Consider the following 22,256-nt stretch of genomic DNA (forward strand, 5'->3'; position numbering starts at 1 on the left):
CATAATCATAGCAAGTCATCATCTACCTTTATGGCACGCTATGTACCTTCGTTTTAAAAATTTGCTGTTAACGCACGCACAATTTGCTAATGCCCTTCGTATCACTATGGCTATCGCATTTAGCTTGGTCTTTTATCATTTTATTCCTGTTCCTCATTCAATGTGGGGACCAGTTACAGTAGGAGTGGTGTTGATGCAGCCACATGTAGGCGTAGTCAAAGAAAAAGGCTTCCAACGTGTAGGTGGAACATTACTCGGAGCCATTCTGGGTTTAGTTACTGTATTTTTTCCACAAAACCTCGTTGCATTTATTCCTATATGGATACTAACGTTGTGTTTTTTACTGTTACTAAAAGCACATGGTAAGAATACGTATATCTTTTTCTTAGCAGTAATGACGCTGATCATCGTGGCATATCAAGGTAACAGTACCCAAGAAATCTCTGTTGCATTATGGCGAGTCACCAATATTATTATTGGTAGTTTGATCGCGATGTCTTTTTCAATACTCTTCCCTATTCGCGCCAAATATTCATGGGATAAGCTATTTAATCAAAACATGCATGATTTACGTCAGTTTTATCAAGCGCATGCATCAGCCCATGTACCAAGTATTAAGGCACTGGCGCAGTTCAAAAACCACGTGAATGAACGCCAAATAAAAATGATAAGTTTGCTGGCGAATGTACAAAAGGAAAACCCAAAGTCAGCGGGACACTTTAAAGCAATTGTAACCATTCAAAGTTCGATGATTAGCTTAATTGAACAACTCATCGAAACCCATTGGAGTTCAGATATCGGTCGCCGTAAGCTATTAGAGCAAACAGGATTGAAAAACTATCAGCAGCAAATAGTGCTGATTTTAAATCAATTAGCCGATGACAAAGATCTTAATATTGAACTGCCAGACATTCAGCAACTAAAACAGATGGCATTACAAATATCACAGCCAAAAGACTCGATTTTACTGGGGCCTTATGGTTATCTATGGTTAACGCGTCAATTGGTTTACCGTTTAGATGAGTTAATTGTACAATTGAAATTAATTAAAAATACAAAAACCTTATCAGTATAATGATACGAATGGTTAGTAATCTATACAGATGACAATCTTGATAATTGAATAATGTATAAATAATTATCGCATAAATAAAGAAATGCCAAACGGTAAACAACAACGTAAACTGACTCAATAATATATTTACAGCTATGTCGGGAGAATCAGCAATGACTCATAAAACGAAAACAATGGAAGTACCTGTAGCCATCGCCGATCGAGTACAGGCTTTAATTGATGCATTTGAAGCCAAACAGAAATTTAATGCCGAGCAGAAAGAAATAGTAAACAACTTCCTTGCTATGGATGGTTTAAGCTGTGAAATGGCGGTTTATAGCCTACCTCAAGCAGAATTAATGAATACATTACGCTTTGCTTATGAGCTATCAGGTACAAACAGTAAATTTGTCACTAGCATTTTGACGCTAACGCGAGAGAACCCGAAAAAAGTTTTATCTGACGCTCAACGCGCTTCGGCAAAAAGCTTGTTATTTAACCTAATCAACGACCCTTCTGTTGTTTCTGCTATGAAAGAAATAGATTAATTCAGCCCATTCTTTTTATAAAAGACAAAACAAAACGGCATGGTTAAAATTAACCATGCCGTTTTTAATCCTACAACACTATCTATTTGGCATAATCTTAACTAATAACAGTAGTTACACCTTGCTCTTTTAGCCATGAGCTAAATCGTGGTGAGTCTTCAATAAAGCGGCTATACACCAAACATGGTTTATTCGAGCTTTCTACTGACTTCAATAACATTTTCACTAACAAAAGTAGTGCGTCGTTTTGTGCATCCGACATGTAGTTTAACGATGTATTCTCAATATCTTGGCCAAGTGTAAATTGTGCTAATTGCTCAACATCAATAATAAAACCATCAAAATACTGCAAGAATGTTTCTGCTAATAATGCATTTGAAGGGACGCTACACATCATAAAGACTTTTAAATCATCAGCACCACGACACAAACCTTGCTCAGCCAATAAATCAATCACTGTCGCCGCCTCACTGAACGTACGAACAAACGGTACAACAAGCTCGATATTTTTCGCATCAAGGCGTGCACGTTTAATCGCTTCACATTCTAGTTCAAACGCTTTTCGGTAATCTACATGACCGAGTCGAGATGCACCACGTAACCCCATTGTTGGATTAATTTCGTCTTGCTCTAATTCCGCACCTAATAAATGGCTGCGAGAGTATGAATTATCACTGGTTAAACATACTTTTAACGGCGCATCGCCTTGAGTGGTAGCCACTTTAATCAATAACTGGCTAAGTTTGGTTACAAATAATTCAGCGAAAGGCGTTTGATTATCGGCTTCTTTAAGCGCATCAAAAATAGCAGCTGTCGTTTCAGTAGAAAGTAATTCAGGCTTAGTAACAGCACAAGGATGAACACCAATATCATGAGCAATAAGATCATCAAGTGAGACAATCCCCACCTCACCATTTTCAAGTCCCGTTAACTGCACCGATGACGTCAACATTGCAGTTAACGTTAATTCATTTTCAGTTGTCATAAAGCACCAATACTTCCTTGTTAATAAGATGAGTATTTAAATAAATCGTCATCTAAAGCATGTGTATTCAGAAATACATTAAACACTATTACCGTATATCGACCTTACTTTGTGTTGAATTATCAGGCAAGAACTAAAGCTAATTACTGATAACTTATTCATATCAATCAAACTTTAAAGCTTGATCATTTCTTGATTATAAAATCATCATTAGTTTTCAATCGTAGTAATAGGATGGTTAAAAACCTAAGTGATATCACAAGTTTGGTTTATTAAAACCGATTTTTGGGCTATCTTAGCGGTGTTATTACAGAGATCCTCAAGGTAGGCAAACATATTATGCCAATGAAAACAGATGAACTTCGCACCGTGAGTTTAGGCTTGATGCCAACTCCAGCTGAAATTGAAGCAACATCACCAATGACTGATGAAATTGCGGCGCATGTAGATCACTCCCGCAAACAGATTGAGGCGATTTTAACGGGTCAAGATTCCCGTTTACTGGTGATTGTTGGACCATGTTCTATACATGATACCGATGCAGCAGTTGATTATGCGAAACGCCTTGTTGCTGTACAAGAAACATATAAAGACCAATTGTTTATCGTAATGCGTACCTATTTCGAAAAACCACGTACCGTGGTCGGCTGGAAAGGTTTAGTTACGGATCCTCATTTAGATGGCAGTTTAGACTTAGTAACTGGTTTAGAAAAAGCACGCAAACTATTAATTGATATTAACTCACTAGGCTTACCCACTGCGACTGAATTCCTCGATATGATCACTGGTCAATACCTTGCTGATCTTATCAGTTGGGGTGCCATTGGTGCGCGTACTACAGAATCTCAGATCCACCGTGAAATGGCATCAGCACTGTCTTGCCCTGTTGGCTTTAAAAACGGCACAGACGGTAATACAAAAATTGCGATTGATGCTATTCGCGCCACTCGTGAATCTCACCTTTTCTGTTCACCGGCAAAAAATGGACAAATGACGATTTACCGTACTTCCGGTAACCCTTACGGTCATATTATTTTACGTGGCGGTAAGATGCCAAATTATCACGCTGAAGACGTCGCAACAGCATGTGAGGCATTAGCCGAGTTTGAATTACCACAGAGATTAATTGTCGATTTTAGTCATGGCAACTGCCAAAAACAGCATAAACGTCAATTAGATGTCACAGCTGAAATTTGTGAACAATTAAAAAATAGTAGCCAGTCTATTGCGGGTATCATGGCAGAAAGCTTTATTGAAGAAGGGAATCAAGCAGTTATTGAAAACAAACTTGATGAGCTTGTTTACGGTAAATCTATTACTGACCCTTGTATTCACTGGAACGACACGCTTAAGATGCTCGATATGCTAGCGGATGCCGTTAAAACAGCACAACGCTAAAATATCAATAAAAACAATTTGATGATATATAATACCTAGATAAAAGAGAGGCATAGATTGCTTCTCCTTCATTATTAAGCGGTATAATATACGTGTTAATGTAGATAGGAAATATTCCCTTAGACTTATGATAAGAGGCCATAAACATGCCATCTTTTGATATTGTTTCAGAAGTAGATTCCGTAGAAATCAAAAATGCAGTAGATAACTCAAAGCGTGAATTAGACACGCGTTTCGACTTCCGTAATGTTGAATCAAGCATTGAATTAAACAAAGAAATTGTAAAAATCACATCTGAGTCTGAATTCCAAGTAGACCAAATCGTTGCTATTTTGCGTAGTAACCTTGCTAAACGTGGTGTAGATGCTAATGCGCTTGAGCGTAAAACAGTCACTTTCTCAGGTAAAACAGCATCACAAAATATTGAATTTAAGCAAGGCGTAGAAACCTCAAACGCGAAGAAATTAGTGAAAACGATTAAAGACGCTAAACTGAAAGTTCAAGTTTCCATCCAAGGTGAGAAACTACGCGTTACAGGTAAAAAGCGTGACGACCTACAAGCGACTATGTCACTTGTGCGTGAACAAGATTTAGGTCAACCATTCCAATTTGATAATTTCCGCGACTGATTTTATCCAAATAGCTAAAAAAGGAAGGCTTTTTGTCTTCCTTTTTTTTAAAGTTTTTTTGTGCAGATTAAAATAATATTGTAAAAAATATACTCGAGGTGTATTATTCAAAATATAGTTTAAAAGCATTTTTAGTCATACAAATTGCATACCTCACCCGATATATACACTTTTATTACATAAAAAACCCACCATTATCACTGCATAATAATGTTATTAATATAACGTTAACGCACTTGTATGCTTTGTAATCGAACGCAAATTTTTTCTCTTCAAAATTTGTTGAACCTCAGATTTTTCCCCTATAATGCGCGTTATTCGATAGGGGCACTATTTACAAGGTTATCGAACAGAGAGAATCACAGCAGACATTGTTTATAACTTGCTTGATGTCAGCATGGAAACACAAGAGCGACAACGGACCCGTCACTGAATATAGAATGCATATCCTATATTTCACCATCAAATCGCATGTTCACACTTCTTATTTTTTGAAGCTTTATCTGTTGCTCTTCACATATGCGACCAAGGAAGATCAGAATAACTCAGCCCTTTGAAAGTTAAACATAATACTTATAAAGGAGATGTCCATTATGGGCACCGAACAAAATTTAACGGCAACGGCTTCTGCACAAAGCAAAAAATTAGGGTGGAGCAAAAGTGATACATTATGGATGCTTGGTCTATACGGTACAGCCGTAGGCGCAGGTACTCTATTTTTACCAATTAATGCGGGGGTTGGTGGTTTAATTCCATTACTTGTAATGGCCGTTCTCGCTTTTCCAATGACATTCTTTGCCCACCGTGCAATGACACGTTTTGTATTATCAAGTTCGAATCCTGGCGCTGATATTACAGAAGTTGTTGAAGAGCACTTTGGTAAGGGCATGGGTAAAGTGATCACATTACTTTATTTCTTTGCTATCTACCCTATCCTATTAGTTTACAGTGTTGCACTAACAAATACTGTTGAAAGCTTTATGCTTAACCAGTTAGGTATCGAACCACCAGCACGTGCAATTTTAGCGTTAGTATTGATCCTTGGTTTAATGGCAATTGTTCGTTTAGGTGAGCAATTAATTGTTAAAGCGATGAGTATCTTGGTATTCCCATTCGTTGCTGTATTATTAATTCTTGCACTATTTCTTGTACCGTACTGGAATGACTCTATCTTCCACAACGTTATGCCAGCAGACGGTGGCTTAAACTCAGTGATGCTTGCAGTATGGCTAATTTTACCGGTAATGGTTTTCTCGTTTAACCACTCACCTGTTATCTCATCATTTGCTGTTGCTAAGCAAAAAGAATACGGCGTAAACGCAGAGCGTCAAAGTTCACGTATTCTAGCGCGTGCTCACATTATGATGGTATTAACCGTAATGTTCTTCGTTTTCAGCTGTGTATTAAGCTTATCACCTGAAAACTTAGCAGAAGCTAAAGCGAATAACGTATCTATTCTGACTTACTTAGCGAACCACTTCGATACACCGATCATTGCTTATGTTGCACCGATTGTAGCGATTATTGCAATTACTAAGTCTTTCCTTGGCCACTACTTAGGTGCAAGTGAAGGTCTAAATGGTTTAGTTATCAAAGTTACTCGTGATAAGAATAAAGAGATCTCAAGTAAGGCACTAAACCGTTTTACCGCAATCTTTATGCTAGTAACAACATGGGCAGTAGCAACACTAAACCCAAGCATTCTAGGTATGATTGAGAGCTTAGGTGGTCCTATCATTGCAATGTTGCTATTTATTATGCCAATGTATGCAATCAAAAAAGTACCAGCGATGAAGAAATACTCAGGCGCAATCAGTAATGTATTTGTGACGGTTATCGGACTTGTTTCTATCTCTGCAATCTTCTACTCATTATTTATGTAATGTATAAACAATGAGTTAAAAGGCTAGCTTAGTGCTAGCCTTTTTGTTTTTTACTCTTTATCACTCTCAATATTGTTAAAAATTTGCTACATTATTAATAGCGTATGCCATTTTTATAACTTAAATATTGGGTAGCCAATGACTAATCAGCCAATTGATTTTCAACTCGAACACGAGAACCCGCTAATTTGGCCGATATTGTCATTACTGCAACACCAACCCAAAAACTGGATGATCCATACCCTTAGCCAAGCATTAAGTGAAAAAGAAATGTTAGATACGCTTGATAGTGATAGTAATAAGGATCTATTCAAACGCAATTTCTTATTAATGAATGCACTCTACCAACTCCAAATATTGTTGTTTCCTAAACAATGGCTACAAGTTCAAGCAATGGATATTCAACTGCTTAATATTGTTTATCAAAACCATCATTTAGAACAAGAAGATCCGTTACGAGAGTATTATTTAGACTGGAGAAACTATCATGCTGATAGCAATGCGATAGAGCAACTACTAGGCTCTTTTTGGCGACGTTACCAGCAACATATTAATAATCACACAATAAATATTACGACGACATCCATTGACGATGATTTTGATTTATTTTCTTTATCCAATACAGCAACACTATCGGAAGTCAGAAAACAATGGCGTCGTTTAGCACTACAATGGCACCCAGATCGTGAAGATGGTGATAGTGAGAAATTCAAACTATTTTACAACGCTAACCAACGATTAATTAGTTACTTAAAGAATAAGTAGACGTACTGATAATCAGACGGCTAATTTTTCACACACAGCTATCACAAAGTCCTGACAGTAAAATAACTTTCACCATCTACATTGCCCCCGACATTTATTTATGGCTGCGAGACAATGAAACTATATTATTTACTTCCTTTAACTACTTTCTTGTGCCAGACGGCTTTTGCTGCGACATCAACAGAAACGGCAGAAAAAGATCCTGCATTTGATGGTTCAGCAAAACTCGGCTTTATCTACTCAAAAACAACCAATACTTCAATGTCGTTGAATTCCGCAACAGATCTTAATTACAAAAAAAATAATTGGTCGAATAAATTATCCTTAAGTTCTTTTTATACCGATAGTACTGAAGAAGAAGATGGTGTTAATAAATATCAAATAGCACTAAAAAACGAATACGCGATGGGGCCTCATTCTTTTACTTATTTAAGTAATACCTATAATCACGATCAATTTGGTACATATCGCAGTGAATATATTGTTTCTACTGGTTTAGGCTACAAATTTTACGATACCAAAACAACAAAATTAGTTGTTGGTGGTGGTCCTGGTTATCGTCATAGTCGTCGCCAAGCAGATGATCCTGATTACCCAAATCAAACAGAACAAAACATGATTGCTAATGCATTCTTACAAGGAAAAAAACAGTTTACACCAACTTTTTCTGCTGGGTTTGAAAGCAATGTTGACTACGGTAGTTCTAATACAACCTATAATTTAGAAGCATTTATAAAGAACCGATTAATTGATCATATTGCACTCATGTTAGATACCCAATATATCTACAATACAGAAGTGGCAAGTGATAAAAGTAACGATGAGATATACAGTACGGTCAGTATTACTTACGATTTTTAATCTTTTTCTTATAGAAAATATTTAGTTAGATATAAAAAAGCCGAAGATTAATAACCTTCGGCATTTCTATTCCCTCTTTATATATTCGCTATCTTTGTCTTAACTACTTATATAAAGATGGTTTCCCCTCTGGGCGGTTTTTAAAGCGATGATGTAACCACATATATTGCGAAGGAGCCGCTAAAATAGAGCGCTCCACCGCTTTATTAATATAAGCCGCAGCGGCATCTGGATCCTTGTGCGGAAACGCTTCCAAAGGTGGGAATATTTTCAACGTATATTGACCGCTATCAGTATCACGGATCATCGCAAAAGGTAATGGAACCGCATCAGTGTTATCTATCAATAAACTGGTACCTGTCGTTGTACACGCTTGCTCAACCGCAAATAAAGGTGCGAATGTGGAATTTCGACCACGACCATAATCATGATCAGGTGCATACCACAGCATTTCACCCTGCCTTAGATCCTGAAACATACCTTTTAAATCTTTACGATCACGCATATGTTTATTTGAACGGACACGCCCTTTAAATTGAAAGTAATCAAAGCAAGGATTGTTATTAGGACGATAGACACCGACACCTGGCGTATGTAAACCAAAAGCACGCGCACCTAATTCAAGGTTCAGTGAATGAACAGCAATCAAAAAGATCCCTTTTTCTTGTTCTTGCAGTTTATAAACATGTTCTAAACCTTCAACTTTAACATGCCGCTCAACCCGTAAGTTAGGCCAAAACCATGCCATACTGGTTTCAAATAGCGCTAAGCCAGTGTTATCGATATTTTGTTTAATAAGCTTGTTAAGCTCATTAATGTCCATACCTGGAAAGCACAACTCTAAATTACGCTCAATCGTTTTGCGTCGGTCACGCATAAAATGCATCACTAGACGTCCAACACCTTGTCCTAAACGAAATTGGATAAAATAAGGCAACCAACTAATTAAATACATCACTGTCATAGATATCAAAACAGGCCAATATCTAGGGTGTAAAAAAGATGAAGTAAATGTTGGAGCTGTGAATTTTCTCATAGCGACGATAATCCCGTTACAATGTATGGCTGCTTAGTAAAGTGTAAATTTCTAATTATATTGATAGTATTTCTAAGCAGTTAGTAACAGTATTTTATGTTGAGTTATAGAATAGTTGCAAGTTCAAGCGTGATGATAGTCGCAAATAGACAGGTTACGTTAAGGTTTTGTAAAATAAAAAGCCTGCAATATTTGCAGGCTTCAAAGTATTAATCTGGTAGATAAGATTATTTATACAAGCACTCTTGCCCTTCTGGACGGGTTTTAAAACGACGATGTAACCACATATATTGGCTAGGTGCCGCCATAATAGATTCTTCAACAATTTTATTAATGAAGGCAGCAGCTGCATCAGGATCTTTTTTCGGAAAACCTTCAACCGCTTTACGCAAGGTCAGTGTGTAATGCCCCTTATCATCTCGTACCATAGTAAAAGGTACGATTACGCAGTCAGTATTATCAACTAACAAACTTGTACCAGTTGTTGTACACGCTTGCTCTACTGCAAATAATGGCGCAAATGTTGAACGACGACGACCATAATCATGATCCGGCGCATACCATACTCGCTCACCCGTTTTTAATGCACGTAACATTGATTTTACGTCTTTACGATCAATCAAAGTACGGTTTGAACGTGAACGACCTAAATACTGAAAGTAATCAAAACAAGGGTTACTATTAGGACGGTAAACCCCCATACCTGACATTTTAATGCCAAATGCACGCGCACCCAGTTCAAGGTTCATTGAATGCACGGCAACCATTAATGCGCCTTTACCTTCTTTCGCAAGTTGTTCCATTTGTTCAAGACCTACAATTGTCACATGGCGGTTCACGCGATCATCTGACCAAAACCATGCCATCCCAGTTTCGAACAGTCCCATACCTGTATTATCAATATTTTCTGCGATTAAACGCTGTTTGTCTTCTTCTAACATCGAAGGAAAGCATAGCTCTAAATTACGCTCAATTGTGCGGCGACGCTTTTTCATCAATTTGATCGCTAAGCGACCAATATTTTTACCCATTGTTAATTGCCATGAGTATGGGAGGCAACTCAGTAGATACATTACGCCAACAAGAATAAGCGTCCCCCAATAACGGGGATGAAGAAGAGATAGCGTAAATTTTGGAGTATTATTTTTTGTCATATTTATAGCCTTTCTGCCTCCTATCGTTCAAAAAAGACAATAGAACGCATAATCATTTAGACGTACATAATAAGCGGTTAATAGCTAATGAGGTAGTAAAATAATGTAAATAAATCATTTCCCCCTAATTCATTTGATATACATATAAATATTTACTATTTATAACACATAAATAGATTCATTATTTCAAGTTGGCATTATTTAAAATAAGTATTAACTAATTAAAAAATAACTGTTTATTATTGAAATTTAGCTCATAATAAAAGATATAAGTTCATTTTGTTTAGAGTTCAAATTTTTACGTAAATAGAACACAAGTTTATTGACTTATCCCCCAGAATAATTTTCATGCTAAGGGAATCTGTATATGGAATTAAGCAAAACAAAATCGAGTTTTTATCGTCGCCTTTATATCGCTTATTTAATCGAAAATGGCATTGATAATGTCCCTAAAATTATTGCCTTTTCTGGTATGCCTCGCAGGACTGCGCAAGATACTATCAAGAGCTTGATGGAACTTGATATTATTTGTCAATTTACCCAAACCAAGGGTGAGCGACATCAAACAGGCCATTACACCATTGAGCAATGGGGAGCGATTAATAGAGATTGGCTTTACCAGAATATTGAACAAATAAAAGTAGCACTAGATTATCCATAACTCGTTACACATTTACGCTATGACATTGTTCTTTTTTCCGTATAATTTTTTTCATTCACCTTAGATAGACAGGTAACGCATTGGAACTGCTTCAACTAGATGATTTTTTAGGTAAACCGCTTCGTTTAGAAGGCTCACTCGCAGGCTGGCAACAGTTGTTTTGGGACAACACGCTAGTGTCACAAAAAGATGCTTCAATATCAGACAATAGTGATTTTCACCACCAATTTTCGCTTCAAAATGGCGATAAAACTATCGAATGCCAGCTATCGGGTAACCTTTCATGGCAACCTTTTTTGGTAAGCTACCAAGCGCAAGTGAATAACCAAGTTATCGCGCAGGGTGAACGTAACGAAAAAGACATAGAGCGCCAAACCCCGCATACACCGATTGTTGCTGAAAGAAAATTTAGTTTAATTGGTTTAGTTTCACTCGGTATGAAAGCCTTAAAAAGTGCTAAGCTGATCAAAGTCGTGTTAGCTTCAGCCAGTCTTGCTGCCTATTCTTGGCTGTTCTCATTTCAATTTGCTTTAGCGCTTATCGCTTGCCTAGTTTTTCATGAATACGGTCACGTGCGTGCAATGAAATATTTTGGTATGAAAACCAAAGGCATTTATCTTGTGCCTTTTCTTGGTGGTCTTGCTCTTAGTGATGAAAAAATAAATACTCGCTGGCAAGATGTGTTTATCTCAATTATGGGGCCACTCTTTGGCTTGATCATGTCTTTGATCTGTATGGTTGCCTATTGGATCACCGGCGAGATGTTCTTTGCAGGTTTAGCGGTATTTAATGCTTTACTTAATTTATTCAATCTACTGCCTATTTTACCGTTAGATGGTGGACATGTACTGAAAAGTATCAGCTTTTCTATGAACAGTAAGCTTGGCATTATTCTTTGTGCTGGTGCTGCTATTGGTGGTGTAATTCTCAGCTATAAATTAGGGTTAACCCTCTTTGGTTTTTTACTTATCATGGGCTGTATTGAAATCGTTTTTGAATGGAAACAGCGCCATCATAGTCATTTGCTTCCACTTGATCGCTATGGACAGATTTTCTCTTTCATATGGTATGTCGGGCTTGTTTCCTCGCTAATGGCAATTATTTGGTACTTTGCAAGTATGGGTGACACCTTACTAAGCTTACCATTGCAGATTTTAGGCACCTAGTAGATTTTTCTAAACAACAGAGACAAAAAAGGGACGAATTATCGTCCCTTTCTTATTGATACAATCAAGCTATTACTTTTTGCCTTTATTCATCATGGCTTTTAAATCTGCAAATGGGTTGAACGTAGCAGCTTCATGCTCATTTTCGCCTGCACGGATCACACTAGTTTGACCATTATCCGCATCGGTGTATTTCTCATGCTCATGATCGTGACAAAACAAACAAAGTAGTTCCCAGTTACTGCCATCTTCTGGGTTATTAGTATGATCATGATCTACGTGGTGAACGGTTAATTCACGAAGATTTGAATATACAAATTCACGAGAACAACGACCACATACCCACGGGTAAATTTTTAATGCTTTTTCACGGTAACCCGCTTCTTTACGTGCATAAGCGGCACTGGTGCCGTAGAAATCAGATGACATATCTTGACCTATTTTCTAACACAACAGCCTATAGACTTAAGAGCTATCATGCTTTAGTACTAATTTTGCTGTATTGAACCACCACCAAAGTGGTTATATCAAGCAATTATTTTAAGATTAATGACCTTGTTATCGGATTTTAAGCCATATCTATTTAATACAATCAGTTAGCTTGAAAACATTACCTTACATCCCCATTTCAACTACGTGTCAGATCATCGATGCATCAAATATACTAAATACACTAGTATTTAACGTAATATATTGATTGCAAATTAGGCTAAGAGACCGTTTGTTCAGGCTTTTAAGCAAAAAAACACGCTCTAATAGGCATCTTTTGCATACGTCTATGTTAATATTCGGCTAATTATTTGAAGCTGATTCACACTTAATATTTAACCGAATCGCCCTTTAACCGCTAAGAGTAAACAAATATGGCTTTTGATTTTTCTAAGATGCACGTTGATTTGTCGGCTGTGCCAACTACTATCGACATGGGTCACGCATGGTTAGGTGCTCTAGTTCTAATTCTATTGGTTATGTACCTAACGAAAAAAGGTAAGCCAGTCGAAGTTGAAAAGATTATCGAAAAAGAAATCGAAGTAGAGAAAATCGTCGAAGTTGAAAAACCGGTTGAGACAATCGTTGAGAAGATTATCGAAAAACCCGTCGAAAAAATTGTCGAAGTTGAAAAAGTTGTTGAAAAAATCGTTGAGGTTGAAGTTGAACCTAAGCTAAAAACATCGACGCCTGATGCTGCATTGCAACTTCTTTCTCTTCTTCAACAAGAAGCGCGCTTTATCGACTTCATGCAAGAAGATCTTAAAGGCTATGCTGACGCAGATATTGGTGCCGCAGCACGTGTTATTCACGAAGGCGGTCATAAAGTATTAAATGAATATTTCAGTTTTGCGCCAGTTCGCACTGAAGAAGAAGAGACACGTATTACCCTGCCACAAGGCTTCAACGCATCTGAAGTTCGCCTAACCGGTAATGTGGTTGGTGAAGCACCATTTAACGGAACTTTGATCCACCGTGGCTGGAAAGTAACAGAAGTTAAATTGCCTAAATTGGCAGAAGGCCACGATGCACATATCATCGCAGCCGCTGAGGTAGAATTATAATGCAAGACATACAACAACACCGTTACAGCGTTGGTATCGATTTAGGTACAACACACTGCGTACTTTCTTATGTTGATCTTCAGGATGAGAACGCTGATGTTACGGTTATGCCTATCCCACAATTAGCCAATCCGGGTAATGTGGAAGAAAAGAACCAGCTTCCGTCATTCATGTATCAAGCACATGAATCTGAACTAGCTGAAGGTGATACTGCACTTCCTTGGAATCCAAAACCGAATGCGATTGTGGGTGCAATGGCACGTTCATTAGGCAGTAAGACACCTATCCGTCTTATCTCTAGCGCGAAAAGCTGGCTATGTCACGGTGGCGTAAACCGTCGCGATGCATTTTTGCCACTTAATAGCCCTGAAGAAGTGGTCAAAGTATCACCTCTTGAAGCCACACAACAATATCTCGCGCACATGGCTGATGCATGGAACTTCCAGCATCCTGAAACGCCTATTTTTGATCAAGACGTAACGATTACTGTACCTGCTTCGTTTGATCCAGCAGCACGTGATTTAACCGCAGAAGCGGCACGTAATGTTGGCTTTAAACACTTGACTTTACTTGAAGAACCACAAGCTGCAGTATATAGCTGGATTAAAAACAACGATGAAAGCTGGCGTGATCAAGTGTCCATTGGTGATATCATCCTCGTGATCGATATCGGTGGCGGTACAACAGATTTATCGTTGGTGGCTGTAACTGAAGAAGAAGGCAACCTTACTCTTAATCGTGTTGCTGTTGGCGATCATATCCTGCTGGGTGGCGACAACATGGACTTAGCTCTGGCTTATCGTTTAAAAATGAAGCTAGCGCAAGAAGGCAAACAGTTACAACCTTGGCAAGTATTGGCGATTACGCATGCATGTCGTGATGCTAAAGAAGCATTACTTAATGATGCTGAATTACAAGCAATGCCAATTGTTGTTCCTAGTCGTGGTTCTAAACTACTCGGCGGTACGCTTCAAACTGAACTGACCCAAGAAGAAGTACAACAGACACTTGTTGAAGGTTTCTTCCCACAAACATCTGTTGAAGAGCACCCTGTTCAAGCAGCACGTGGCGCATTAACCCAAATGGGCTTACCTTACGCACAAGATGCTGCGGTATCTCGCCATGTAGCAAGTTTCCTTAGCCGCCAAAGTCAGGCTGTTGATGAGCTTTTTGATCAATTTGAGCAGATTCACAACGGCTTCATCCGCCCTACTGCTATTTTGTTTAACGGTGGTGTTTTAAAATCAAACTTATTATCTGATCGACTACTAGGTATCATTAATAGTTGGTTAACCACGGGTGACTCAGAGCCAGCCAAATTACTTCAAGGTTTAGATCTTGATTTAGCTGTTGCTAGCGGCGCGTCCTACTACGGCTCTGTTCGTCAAGGTAAAGGCGTTCGTATTCGTGGCGGTATCGCAAGTAGCTACTATGTCGGTATTGAAAGTGCTATGCCTGCAATTCCAGGTATGGAACCACCACTTGAAGCGCTATGTGTCGCTCCATTTGGTATGGAAGAAGGCTCTCAAGCTAATGTACCAAGCCAAGAGTTTGGCTTAATCATTGGCCAACCAGTTCAGTTCAAGTTCTTCGGTTCGACAGTACGCCGTGATGATATTGCAGGTACTCACCTTGATTGGTGGCAACCTGAAGAGATGGAAGAATTACCATCTATTCAAATGACACTGCCTGTATCTGATGGTCGTACTGTAGGTGAAGTGGTTCCTGTTAAGTTGGCATCACGTGTAACAGAATTAGGGACACTTTGTCTTGAAGCGATTTCGACTGATAACGGTCAGAAATGGCAGGTAGAATTCGACGTTCGCGAAAGCTAATATCGAACTAACGGCGCATCATTTGATGCGCCGTTTATCTATATACATACTCGTGGGTTTATAGTTATAACAATACACAACCATCTACCTTCTGTAGGGCTTTCATTTATTCCCACTTGTCTATTTTCCTATTTTACTTTGTGGAGTCGTCATGCCTTCATCTTTCCCTCGCTATTTAGTCGGTATCGACCTAGGGACAACGCACACCGTTGTAGCTTACGCTGAAATTACAGATCATCTTGAAAATAGCCCTATGCATATTTTCAATATCGATCAACTTATTGCACCGGGCGAAGTCGCTCGAAAACCTCTACTACCCTCTTTCCGTTATCACCCCGCTCAAGGTGAAATGGATGCAACGCAACTTGTCTTACCATGGAACCCTGAACCAGTTAACGGCGAAATTGATACCGTGATCATTGGTGAGTTAGCCCGTGAACTGGGTGCAAAAGTTGAAGGTCGACAAGTGGTGAGTGCCAAGAGCTGGCTATCTCATCCCAACGTTGATCGTAACGAAGCTATTTTGCCTTGGTCATCAACCGCATCTAAGTCGGATGTTAAGAAAGTTTCTCCTGTCATTGCGAGTGCCAGCTACTTAAACCATGTTCGTCAATCATGGGATTATCACCATAAAAATGCCAAGCTTGCCGATCAAGAAGTAGTGATCACAGTGCCTGCATCATTTGATGAAGCCGCACGTGCGTTAACACTGCAAGCAGCAGAGTTAGCAGGATTAAATAAAGTCTTATTGCTAGAAGAGCCGCAAGCGGTATGTTACGACTGGTACGCACAAAATAAAGATAACGCTGATGAATTACTAAAAGACATACCACTATTAATGGTATGTGATGTGGGTGGCGGTACAACCGATTTAAGCTTAATAAAAGTCGGTAGCAAAGATAATAAGCTAACCCTTGATCGTATAGGTGTTGGCGATCACTTAATGCTTGGTGGTGATAACCTTGATTTATCACTGGCTCATGTTGCCGAGCAACGTCTAAACGGTGAATCAAACAAACTCAGTCAATCTGCTTTATCAAAGCTTATTCAACAAACACGTAAAGTGAAAGAAAGCTTATTATCTGGTAATGCGCCAGATACAGCAAAAGTAACGATGCTTGGTAGCGGCTCACGATTGATTGGTGGTGCCAAAAGTATTGAGTTAAATCGTGACGAAGTGCATCGCATTGCGCTAGACGGTTTCTTCCCAATGACAACTTACAATGAGCAACCAAGCCAACGTCAAGCTGCAATGGTCGAATTTGGTTTACCCTATGCGGCAGATCCTGCCATTAGTAAACACATTGCACAATTTATCGATCTTCACGATCATGTCTGTCGCGATGCGTTCAAAGAAAATGGTATTGAAATCAATGAAGATCAACCAGCAATACCTGTTGCCGTACTGCTAAATGGTGGTGTCTTTAACAGCCCATTATTAACTGAACGTACATTAAATCTTCTTTCTTCATGGCGTGAAAATAACCACATCGCTGAACTTAAAAATATTCACCCAGATCTTGCGGTTGCCTTTGGCGCTGTCGCTTATGCCAAAGCCCGTCATGGCGCGCAACTGAAAATTGGTGGTGGCTCTGCCCGTTCTTTCTTCCTTGTTATTGGTCAAAATAAAGACATAAAACAAGGTATCTGTTTATTACCTAAAGGTATTGAAGAGAGCACAGAAGTAAATTTAACCCATCGTAAATTTGCTTTAACCTTGGGTGAACCCGTGCGCTTCAATCTTGTTTCCACTACAGATGAGAAATACTCAGAAGTCGGTGAACTGGTTGATATTATCGGTGATGGTTTTGTTACTTTGCCGCCGTTTATTGCGACTCTTGATAGTGAGCGAGACCGTAGCGAATTAGCTGCAAATCAAAAAGATCGTGAAGAAGTGACCTTAGCATGTCAGCTAACTGAAGTCGGCACCCTTCAGATCGAAGCTGTTAGCATTGCGGATCCAAAAAAACGCTGGAAAGTTGAATTTGCGATCCGAAAAGATCTCGCTAAATTACATCGTGGTGATATCGATAGCACCCTTGCTGAATGTGAACTTCCTCCGCGAATGAATGACGCCATTTATGCAATCAAAAAAGTCTATGGTGGCAGCAAGAATAGCGATAACAGTAAAGCGGCGAAAACGTTGCGTAACGATCTTGATAAGATGCTGGGTAAACGTGATAACTGGGAAACCCCATGTTTACGTGAATTAGCTAACACACTGTTAGAAAGTAAAAAGCGTCGTCGTCGTTCAGATCTTCATGAACGTAACTGGTTAAAACTTATAGGCTTTACCATGCGTCCGGGGTTTGGCTACCCTGCAGATGATTTCCGTATGAATGAAATTTTGGCATTGTACCAGCAAGGTATCCAATTTGAGTCCAATACCCAAACTTGGTGTGACTGGTGGACCTTCTGGCGCCGTGTTGCCGGTGGTTTAACCCAAGAGCAACAATTAGTAATCTATAAAGACATTGCTAAATACATCACTCCTGGTGCAAGTCGTAATGCCAAACTGAATAAAGAACTGCAAGAACGTAGTTATGAAGACATGGTACGTTTAGCCGCTTCGCTTGAACATTTGCCTTTTGACAAAAAGCTTCAGCTTATTGAGTGGCTATTTGGACGCTTACAGAAAGCCCAATACGCACAAGCACATTGGTGGGCGATTGGCCGTATTGCTACACGTACCCCTTTCTATGGTTCAACTCACAATCTTCTATCGGCAGAGCATATCTCCTTCTGTTTACCAGAGCTGATGGAGTTTGATTGGCGTAAAGAACCCTATATTGGCTTTGCAGCTGTTATGATGACACGTAAAATAGGTGATCGTAACTTAGATATTAATGATGACTTACGACAACAAGTTATTGATAAGCTTAAAGCAAGTCGTGCTCCTGAAAGCTGGGTTGAAATGGTATCGGAAATTAAGATATTAACTGAAGATGAAACCAAGCGCGTCTTTGGTGATGCTTTACCCAATGGTTTAAGATTAATTGGCTAATCTAGTTATTGGTAAAATTTAACCATACTTCATTAAAGGATGAGTATTTCACTCATCCTTCCATCATTTATGAAATATAATATCTGTGTTTTATTACTTATCCGTTGATAAATATAAATAAACAAAGAGAATCCATTAAAATTCTGAATGAATATCTACTTTTAATAACGAAAGCCTAATCTATTAATCTTCTGTTAAGGTTCGTATTGTTATTGTCTTATTAACAGCATTTGTTTGCTTGTTTTATTAACAAGTAAAGCTATTGAGGACTCTCTATAACCCCTCAATAAAGACATTTAAATATACAGAAGAGTAGAAGTCATTATGAATAATTCTCAATTCCACATCATTGCACAACGTATTTTTAAGTCAGAAAATCAACGTGTTGCTGTAGCTGCCGTTGTTTTTGATGGTTTATCAAGCTATGAGGCAGAAAAGCGTTACGAACTTCCTAAAGGCACATTGTCACGTAACGTGCGTAAATATAAAAATGAAGTAAAGTACATTGAGTCTGTATCAGCAGCTTAATCTGTAATATAGAAATAATGAGCTTTCCCATACATATAACTGTATAGATAAAAAAACAAACGAAAGCTTAATACTGGTGAGTATAAAAAAGGAGAGTTGATACTCTCCTTTTTTATTGTTCATTCTTTATTTACCCGACCTAAATCTAACAGTAAGAACAAAGAAACTAACCGCAATAATGAATAACCCCATCAGTGTTGGACTACCAATTGCTATTAATGTCCTCCATGGATGATCACTCATTAATATATTAATTGACAAATTGTTGACTTGACTTATCCAATCACCAATAGTTGTTGAATTAAAAACAATAGATCCCATTATTTTAATAAGTAATATCATTACAAATATTGTAATTAAGGGATGTTCATTAAATTGAGAAATAAAGAATATAATACAAGCGACAGGCAATAACGCTAAACTCATGGCTGCCATTGTCGATATAAATTCACCATAATGCTGACCTAATACCACAAGATTAACTGAGTAATCCGCTAATAAACTTTGTGGAATAAACCATTGTCCGACAAACCAAACGGTTAGATCAGCAAACAACAATAAGAAAGAAGCAATGATCGGTATAATAACTAAAGCAAAGGCGAGTTTGACAGCTATCGCTTTAGCATCCGACACCGGCATTGAATGCCAAAAAGCTAAACTGCCCTCTTTTCTCTCTTTAGACAATGTTCTTGCTGTATAGGTAAAAAAGCAAACTAACGTCACCAGCCCTGCCAGCATAAAATTAATTACCCCAATAATACCCGCAAATGAATTGCTATCAGTAAAATTTGGCGACCAATTTTCAAGCCCTGATGATTGCACATTAAATGATAAATTGTGGCTATTACTTATAATAAATATGATGCAAATAATCGAAAAAGCAGCAAGAAATAGTGGTAAACGGGTGACGAGCTTATGCTCAATCAATTCTTTAGTTAACAATGCTTTTATTGGGTTCATAAAGCCTCCTGCTGCTTGGCAATAAATATATCAGCAAGACTTGGCTTAGTAACTGTTCCTAATATTGCTAATTCAGTTGGTGAAATATTCTCAAACAATAAACGGTGTTGGCCTAAACCTGCTTTACAACTAATCGGTTTTAACTTTTTAGCTTTATCAATATGTTGCTCATCAACCGAAAGGATATTAAAACGCTCAGATAAATCGCTAAGTTGTCCTTGCAATACAGTTCGCCCTTTTTTCAAAACCAACACATCTGTCAGCATATGAGTTATTTCATCAACTTCATGGCTTGCAATAATCAAGGCTCTTTCGCCCTCATGAAACCATTCCATTAAATAACGATAAAAGGTTTCACGGTACATTAAATCAAGACCTAGCGTCGGCTCATCAAGAATTAAAACATTCACATCTGTCGACATCACAAGTGCAAGATGCAACTGTACTTTCATTCCTTTAGATAAAGCAGCAATTTTACTTTTTAATGAGATATTGGTCTGGGCTAAGTAAGCTGTCATCTTCTGTTGATCATAACGAGGATGCACACCTTGTACATATTTCATTACTTGCTTAACAGTCATCCATTCCGGTAATACTGCAACATCAGATATATAGCCAAGACGCTCTACAATTTTTGCCCGTTGCTTTTGTGGTGATAAACCAAAAATAGTTAATTCACCGCTATGGTTATGCATACCCAGTATAGCTTTAATTAATGTCGATTTTCCTGCGCCATTATGCCCAAGTAAGCCTAAAACCTGTCCCGATTTTAGCTCAAAGCTAATATCACTCAATACTTCATTATTTTGGTACGCTTTACTGATGTGTTGGGCTGAGATAAATGTAAGATCTACATAGCTTTTATTCACGTCCGTTTCCTTTGGAAATACCTAATAACACTTATTATTGGCTTGTTTATAGTAGAGTAACGAGAAGATCGGCAATGAATCAACTGTTAAAAAGAGAATGGTTTTATATTTAGATGAAATATATGAGGATAAAAGTTAATAGTACTCAGGTTAGCAATAAAAGATCTCACTTATGCAAAGTGATAAATATAAAGCTCCTTCATAAGGATAAATAGCATTTTCGACTTAGATCTATTCTTCTCTCGATTATTTTGCTAATGCCAAGTCATCATATTATTAAAACAAATATCGCGGTAAATAGCAGTCAAATGCAATATAGATAGACCAATAGAAAGCGTCAACAAACGTACACAGAGTATTGAAGAGAACACACTCTGTATACGACAGCAATTCTAAAGTAATAAAGCAATCTATTAGGAATGCGATATATAATTTATATAAAACAAAATGATACAAAACTTGTTGTATATTTTATATGTAATTATAGCTCTGTTTATAAATCAATAAACTGCTTGATACTGTTTAGGCTTCATATTCATCATCTAAGAGCTCATAAGGAGAGACGTCATCTTTTTCCATCATGGCTAATATTTCAATCATACGCGTATGGCGTGATTCTTGTTTAAATTCATGCAGAACAGCAATAAGGTTGTTTATTTTTTGGAGCGGTATTCTTTTAATCACTGCTTTTTGACGACCAGGGACTTCATCGGCAAAATCAATCAAAATCTGACGGTAGTCGACACGTGTTTCTTTGACAACGCCCGTCTCTTCTACACTCTTTAACATTGCACTCAGCGCTTTTTCTGCAGCTGCGAAACTATCCATTAATTACCTCGAGGACACAAATCCGCTACGGTATAAAGTACCGTATCATTTATTCGTAAAATCACTAATACCAAGCTTGATGTTGCATTAGTTTCTACATATATAGTCTTAATGATATTAACACCCCAACAAAGAATCGTGGGCTGATAACTGTAAACACCAATGAATTGTTCACCAATTAGATCTGATTCTTTAATTATAATTGAAATCTACAATTTCGTATAACAGGGAGTGTTACTTAGACAGATATTACTCTCTGTTGTGATGATTGTGAATACATAATTAAGTAAAAATTTAATTCAGAGTCTAAAACTCACAGACCCTTATTGGAATTGTACAAAAAAAAAGGACACAATAATGACTCGTCATTCATATTTATAACCAGAATCACATATTCATTATTATCACTATCACTGTGTTTCAATTGAAATTTGTCAAGATGAACTTGTAGATACCAAAATCTAACTTTACCGCTGCAGTAAAGCACAACTATTAAGGTTTATAAAATAATAGACTATAGTTAGCGCCATATCATCTTT

The 22,256-nt window shown here is 38.0% G+C and carries 20 protein-coding genes; 13 read left to right on the forward strand and 7 right to left on the reverse strand.

The window, feature by feature from the left end:
* The first annotated feature begins 40 nt into the window (after positions 1-40).
* Both SKA34_RS11955 and SKA34_RS11960 read left to right on the forward strand, forming a co-directional pair.
* Complete coding sequence (locus tag SKA34_RS11955; RefSeq protein ID WP_006645794.1) at positions 41-1,075, forward strand: FUSC family protein; 1,035 nt, start codon at positions 41-43, stop codon at positions 1,073-1,075.
* Between the two features lie 152 nt (positions 1,076-1,227).
* Positions 1,228-1,602 carry a hypothetical protein gene (locus SKA34_RS11960; protein WP_006645795.1) on the forward strand — a complete coding sequence of 125 codons (375 nt, stop codon included), beginning with the start codon at positions 1,228-1,230 and terminating at the stop codon, positions 1,600-1,602.
* A 97-nt stretch (positions 1,603-1,699) separates the two neighbouring features.
* Here the strand turns inward: SKA34_RS11960 and SKA34_RS11965 are convergent, their stop codons facing one another.
* Positions 1,700-2,587 (reverse strand): putative PEP-binding protein, encoded by an 888-nt coding sequence (locus SKA34_RS11965; RefSeq protein WP_006645796.1) that lies wholly within the window; start codon positions 2,585-2,587, stop codon positions 1,700-1,702.
* Between the two features lie 339 nt (positions 2,588-2,926).
* On the opposite strand from SKA34_RS11965, the gene SKA34_RS11970 reads away from it, so the two are divergent.
* The 5 genes from SKA34_RS11970 (at position 2,927) to SKA34_RS11990 (ending at position 8,123) form a co-directional block, all read left to right on the forward strand.
* Positions 2,927-3,985: a 3-deoxy-7-phosphoheptulonate synthase gene (locus SKA34_RS11970; RefSeq protein ID WP_006645797.1), complete on the forward strand. Its 1,059-nt coding sequence runs from the start codon at positions 2,927-2,929 to the stop codon at positions 3,983-3,985.
* Positions 3,986-4,131: 146 nt separating this feature from the next.
* Positions 4,132-4,614 (forward strand): YajQ family cyclic di-GMP-binding protein, encoded by a 483-nt coding sequence (locus tag SKA34_RS11975; protein WP_006645798.1) that lies wholly within the window; start codon positions 4,132-4,134, stop codon positions 4,612-4,614.
* Between the two features lie 593 nt (positions 4,615-5,207).
* Positions 5,208-6,497, forward strand: a complete 1,290-nt coding sequence (locus tag SKA34_RS11980) for an HAAAP family serine/threonine permease (RefSeq protein WP_006645799.1) — start codon at positions 5,208-5,210, stop codon at positions 6,495-6,497.
* 138 nt (positions 6,498-6,635) lie between these two features.
* Positions 6,636-7,262 carry a DNA-J related domain-containing protein gene (locus tag SKA34_RS11985; RefSeq protein WP_006645800.1) on the forward strand — a complete coding sequence of 209 codons (627 nt, stop codon included), beginning with the start codon at positions 6,636-6,638 and terminating at the stop codon, positions 7,260-7,262.
* A gap of 114 nt (positions 7,263-7,376) precedes the next feature.
* Entirely contained in the window at positions 7,377-8,123 is a 747-nt protein-coding gene (locus tag SKA34_RS11990) for a YdiY family protein (protein ID WP_006645801.1), read from the forward strand.
* 103 nt (positions 8,124-8,226) lie between these two features.
* On the opposite strand, the gene lpxL is transcribed toward SKA34_RS11990, so the two are convergent.
* Both lpxL and SKA34_RS12000 read right to left on the reverse strand, forming a co-directional pair.
* On the reverse strand, positions 8,227-9,159 hold the full coding sequence (lpxL, locus tag SKA34_RS11995; protein ID WP_006645802.1) for an LpxL/LpxP family Kdo(2)-lipid IV(A) lauroyl/palmitoleoyl acyltransferase: 933 nt from the start codon (positions 9,157-9,159) through the stop codon (positions 8,227-8,229).
* A 227-nt stretch (positions 9,160-9,386) separates the two neighbouring features.
* Positions 9,387-10,313, reverse strand: coding sequence for an LpxL/LpxP family Kdo(2)-lipid IV(A) lauroyl/palmitoleoyl acyltransferase (locus SKA34_RS12000; protein ID WP_083784397.1), 927 nt, complete (start codon positions 10,311-10,313; stop codon positions 9,387-9,389).
* Positions 10,314-10,680: 367 nt separating this feature from the next.
* On the opposite strand from SKA34_RS12000, the gene SKA34_RS12005 reads away from it, so the two are divergent.
* Entirely contained in the window at positions 10,681-10,974 is a 294-nt protein-coding gene (locus SKA34_RS12005) for a helix-turn-helix domain-containing protein (RefSeq protein ID WP_006645804.1), read from the forward strand.
* Between the two features lie 80 nt (positions 10,975-11,054).
* The gene (locus tag SKA34_RS12010; protein WP_006645805.1) at positions 11,055-12,140 is read left to right on the forward strand and encodes a site-2 protease family protein; all 1,086 of its coding nucleotides are present in this window, start codon (positions 11,055-11,057) and stop codon (positions 12,138-12,140) included.
* Between the two features lie 72 nt (positions 12,141-12,212).
* Here SKA34_RS12010 and SKA34_RS12015 read toward each other — a convergent pair whose 3' ends face one another.
* On the reverse strand, positions 12,213-12,569 hold the full coding sequence (locus tag SKA34_RS12015) for a YajD family HNH nuclease (RefSeq protein WP_006645806.1): 357 nt from the start codon (positions 12,567-12,569) through the stop codon (positions 12,213-12,215).
* 455 nt (positions 12,570-13,024) lie between these two features.
* Here SKA34_RS12015 and SKA34_RS12020 point away from each other — a divergent pair, with 455 nt between their 5' ends.
* The 4 genes from SKA34_RS12020 (at position 13,025) to SKA34_RS12035 (ending at position 19,060) form a co-directional block, all read left to right on the forward strand.
* Complete coding sequence (locus tag SKA34_RS12020; RefSeq protein WP_039860423.1) at positions 13,025-13,693, forward strand: DUF2760 domain-containing protein; 669 nt, start codon at positions 13,025-13,027, stop codon at positions 13,691-13,693.
* Positions 13,693-15,528: an Hsp70 family protein gene (locus SKA34_RS12025; RefSeq protein ID WP_006645808.1), complete on the forward strand. Its 1,836-nt coding sequence runs from the start codon at positions 13,693-13,695 to the stop codon at positions 15,526-15,528. Before SKA34_RS12020 ends, SKA34_RS12025 begins: the two co-directional genes overlap by 1 nt.
* 151 nt (positions 15,529-15,679) lie before the next feature.
* The gene (locus tag SKA34_RS12030) at positions 15,680-18,532 is read left to right on the forward strand and encodes an Hsp70 family protein (protein WP_006645809.1); all 2,853 of its coding nucleotides are present in this window, start codon (positions 15,680-15,682) and stop codon (positions 18,530-18,532) included.
* Positions 18,533-18,856: 324 nt separating this feature from the next.
* Complete coding sequence (locus SKA34_RS12035; protein WP_006645810.1) at positions 18,857-19,060, forward strand: hypothetical protein; 204 nt, start codon at positions 18,857-18,859, stop codon at positions 19,058-19,060.
* Positions 19,061-19,186: 126 nt separating this feature from the next.
* On the opposite strand, the gene SKA34_RS12040 is transcribed toward SKA34_RS12035, so the two are convergent.
* From SKA34_RS12040 to SKA34_RS12050, 3 genes are all read right to left on the reverse strand, one after another.
* Positions 19,187-20,020: a hypothetical protein gene (locus tag SKA34_RS12040; protein ID WP_006645811.1), complete on the reverse strand. Its 834-nt coding sequence runs from the start codon at positions 20,018-20,020 to the stop codon at positions 19,187-19,189.
* Entirely contained in the window at positions 20,017-20,889 is an 873-nt protein-coding gene (locus tag SKA34_RS12045; RefSeq protein ID WP_006645812.1) for an ABC transporter ATP-binding protein, read from the reverse strand. Before SKA34_RS12045 ends, SKA34_RS12040 begins: the two co-directional genes overlap by 4 nt.
* A gap of 522 nt (positions 20,890-21,411) precedes the next feature.
* Positions 21,412-21,717: a hypothetical protein gene (locus SKA34_RS12050; protein ID WP_006645813.1), complete on the reverse strand. Its 306-nt coding sequence runs from the start codon at positions 21,715-21,717 to the stop codon at positions 21,412-21,414.
* Between the last annotated feature and the right edge of the window lie 539 nt (positions 21,718-22,256).

The organism is Photobacterium sp. SKA34 (assembly GCF_000153325.1).
Taxonomy (GTDB): domain Bacteria; phylum Pseudomonadota; class Gammaproteobacteria; order Enterobacterales; family Vibrionaceae; genus Photobacterium.

What these genes read in the sequence shown, in the direction of transcription:
- SKA34_RS11955 (WP_006645794.1), top strand. Translation starts at nt 41, where the DNA reads ATGTACCTTCGTTTTAAAAATTTGCTGTTAACGCACGCACAATTTGCT.
- SKA34_RS11960 (WP_006645795.1), top strand. Translation starts at nt 1,228, where the DNA reads ATGACTCATAAAACGAAAACAATGGAAGTACCTGTAGCCATCGCCGAT.
- SKA34_RS11965 (WP_006645796.1), bottom strand. Translation starts at nt 2,587, where the DNA reads ATGACAACTGAAAATGAATTAACGTTAACTGCAATGTTGACGTCATCG.
- SKA34_RS11970 (WP_006645797.1), top strand. Translation starts at nt 2,927, where the DNA reads ATGCCAATGAAAACAGATGAACTTCGCACCGTGAGTTTAGGCTTGATG.
- SKA34_RS11975 (WP_006645798.1), top strand. Translation starts at nt 4,132, where the DNA reads ATGCCATCTTTTGATATTGTTTCAGAAGTAGATTCCGTAGAAATCAAA.
- SKA34_RS11980 (WP_006645799.1), top strand. Translation starts at nt 5,208, where the DNA reads ATGGGCACCGAACAAAATTTAACGGCAACGGCTTCTGCACAAAGCAAA.
- SKA34_RS11985 (WP_006645800.1), top strand. Translation starts at nt 6,636, where the DNA reads ATGACTAATCAGCCAATTGATTTTCAACTCGAACACGAGAACCCGCTA.
- SKA34_RS11990 (WP_006645801.1), top strand. Translation starts at nt 7,377, where the DNA reads ATGAAACTATATTATTTACTTCCTTTAACTACTTTCTTGTGCCAGACG.
- lpxL (WP_006645802.1), bottom strand. Translation starts at nt 9,159, where the DNA reads ATGAGAAAATTCACAGCTCCAACATTTACTTCATCTTTTTTACACCCT.
- SKA34_RS12000 (WP_083784397.1), bottom strand. Translation starts at nt 10,313, where the DNA reads ATGACAAAAAATAATACTCCAAAATTTACGCTATCTCTTCTTCATCCC.
- SKA34_RS12005 (WP_006645804.1), top strand. Translation starts at nt 10,681, where the DNA reads ATGGAATTAAGCAAAACAAAATCGAGTTTTTATCGTCGCCTTTATATC.
- SKA34_RS12015 (WP_006645806.1), bottom strand. Translation starts at nt 12,569, where the DNA reads ATGTCATCTGATTTCTACGGCACCAGTGCCGCTTATGCACGTAAAGAA.
- SKA34_RS12020 (WP_039860423.1), top strand. Translation starts at nt 13,025, where the DNA reads ATGCACGTTGATTTGTCGGCTGTGCCAACTACTATCGACATGGGTCAC.
- SKA34_RS12025 (WP_006645808.1), top strand. Translation starts at nt 13,693, where the DNA reads ATGCAAGACATACAACAACACCGTTACAGCGTTGGTATCGATTTAGGT.
- SKA34_RS12030 (WP_006645809.1), top strand. Translation starts at nt 15,680, where the DNA reads ATGCCTTCATCTTTCCCTCGCTATTTAGTCGGTATCGACCTAGGGACA.
- SKA34_RS12035 (WP_006645810.1), top strand. Translation starts at nt 18,857, where the DNA reads ATGAATAATTCTCAATTCCACATCATTGCACAACGTATTTTTAAGTCA.
- SKA34_RS12040 (WP_006645811.1), bottom strand. Translation starts at nt 20,020, where the DNA reads ATGAACCCAATAAAAGCATTGTTAACTAAAGAATTGATTGAGCATAAG.
- SKA34_RS12050 (WP_006645813.1), bottom strand. Translation starts at nt 21,717, where the DNA reads ATGGATAGTTTCGCAGCTGCAGAAAAAGCGCTGAGTGCAATGTTAAAG.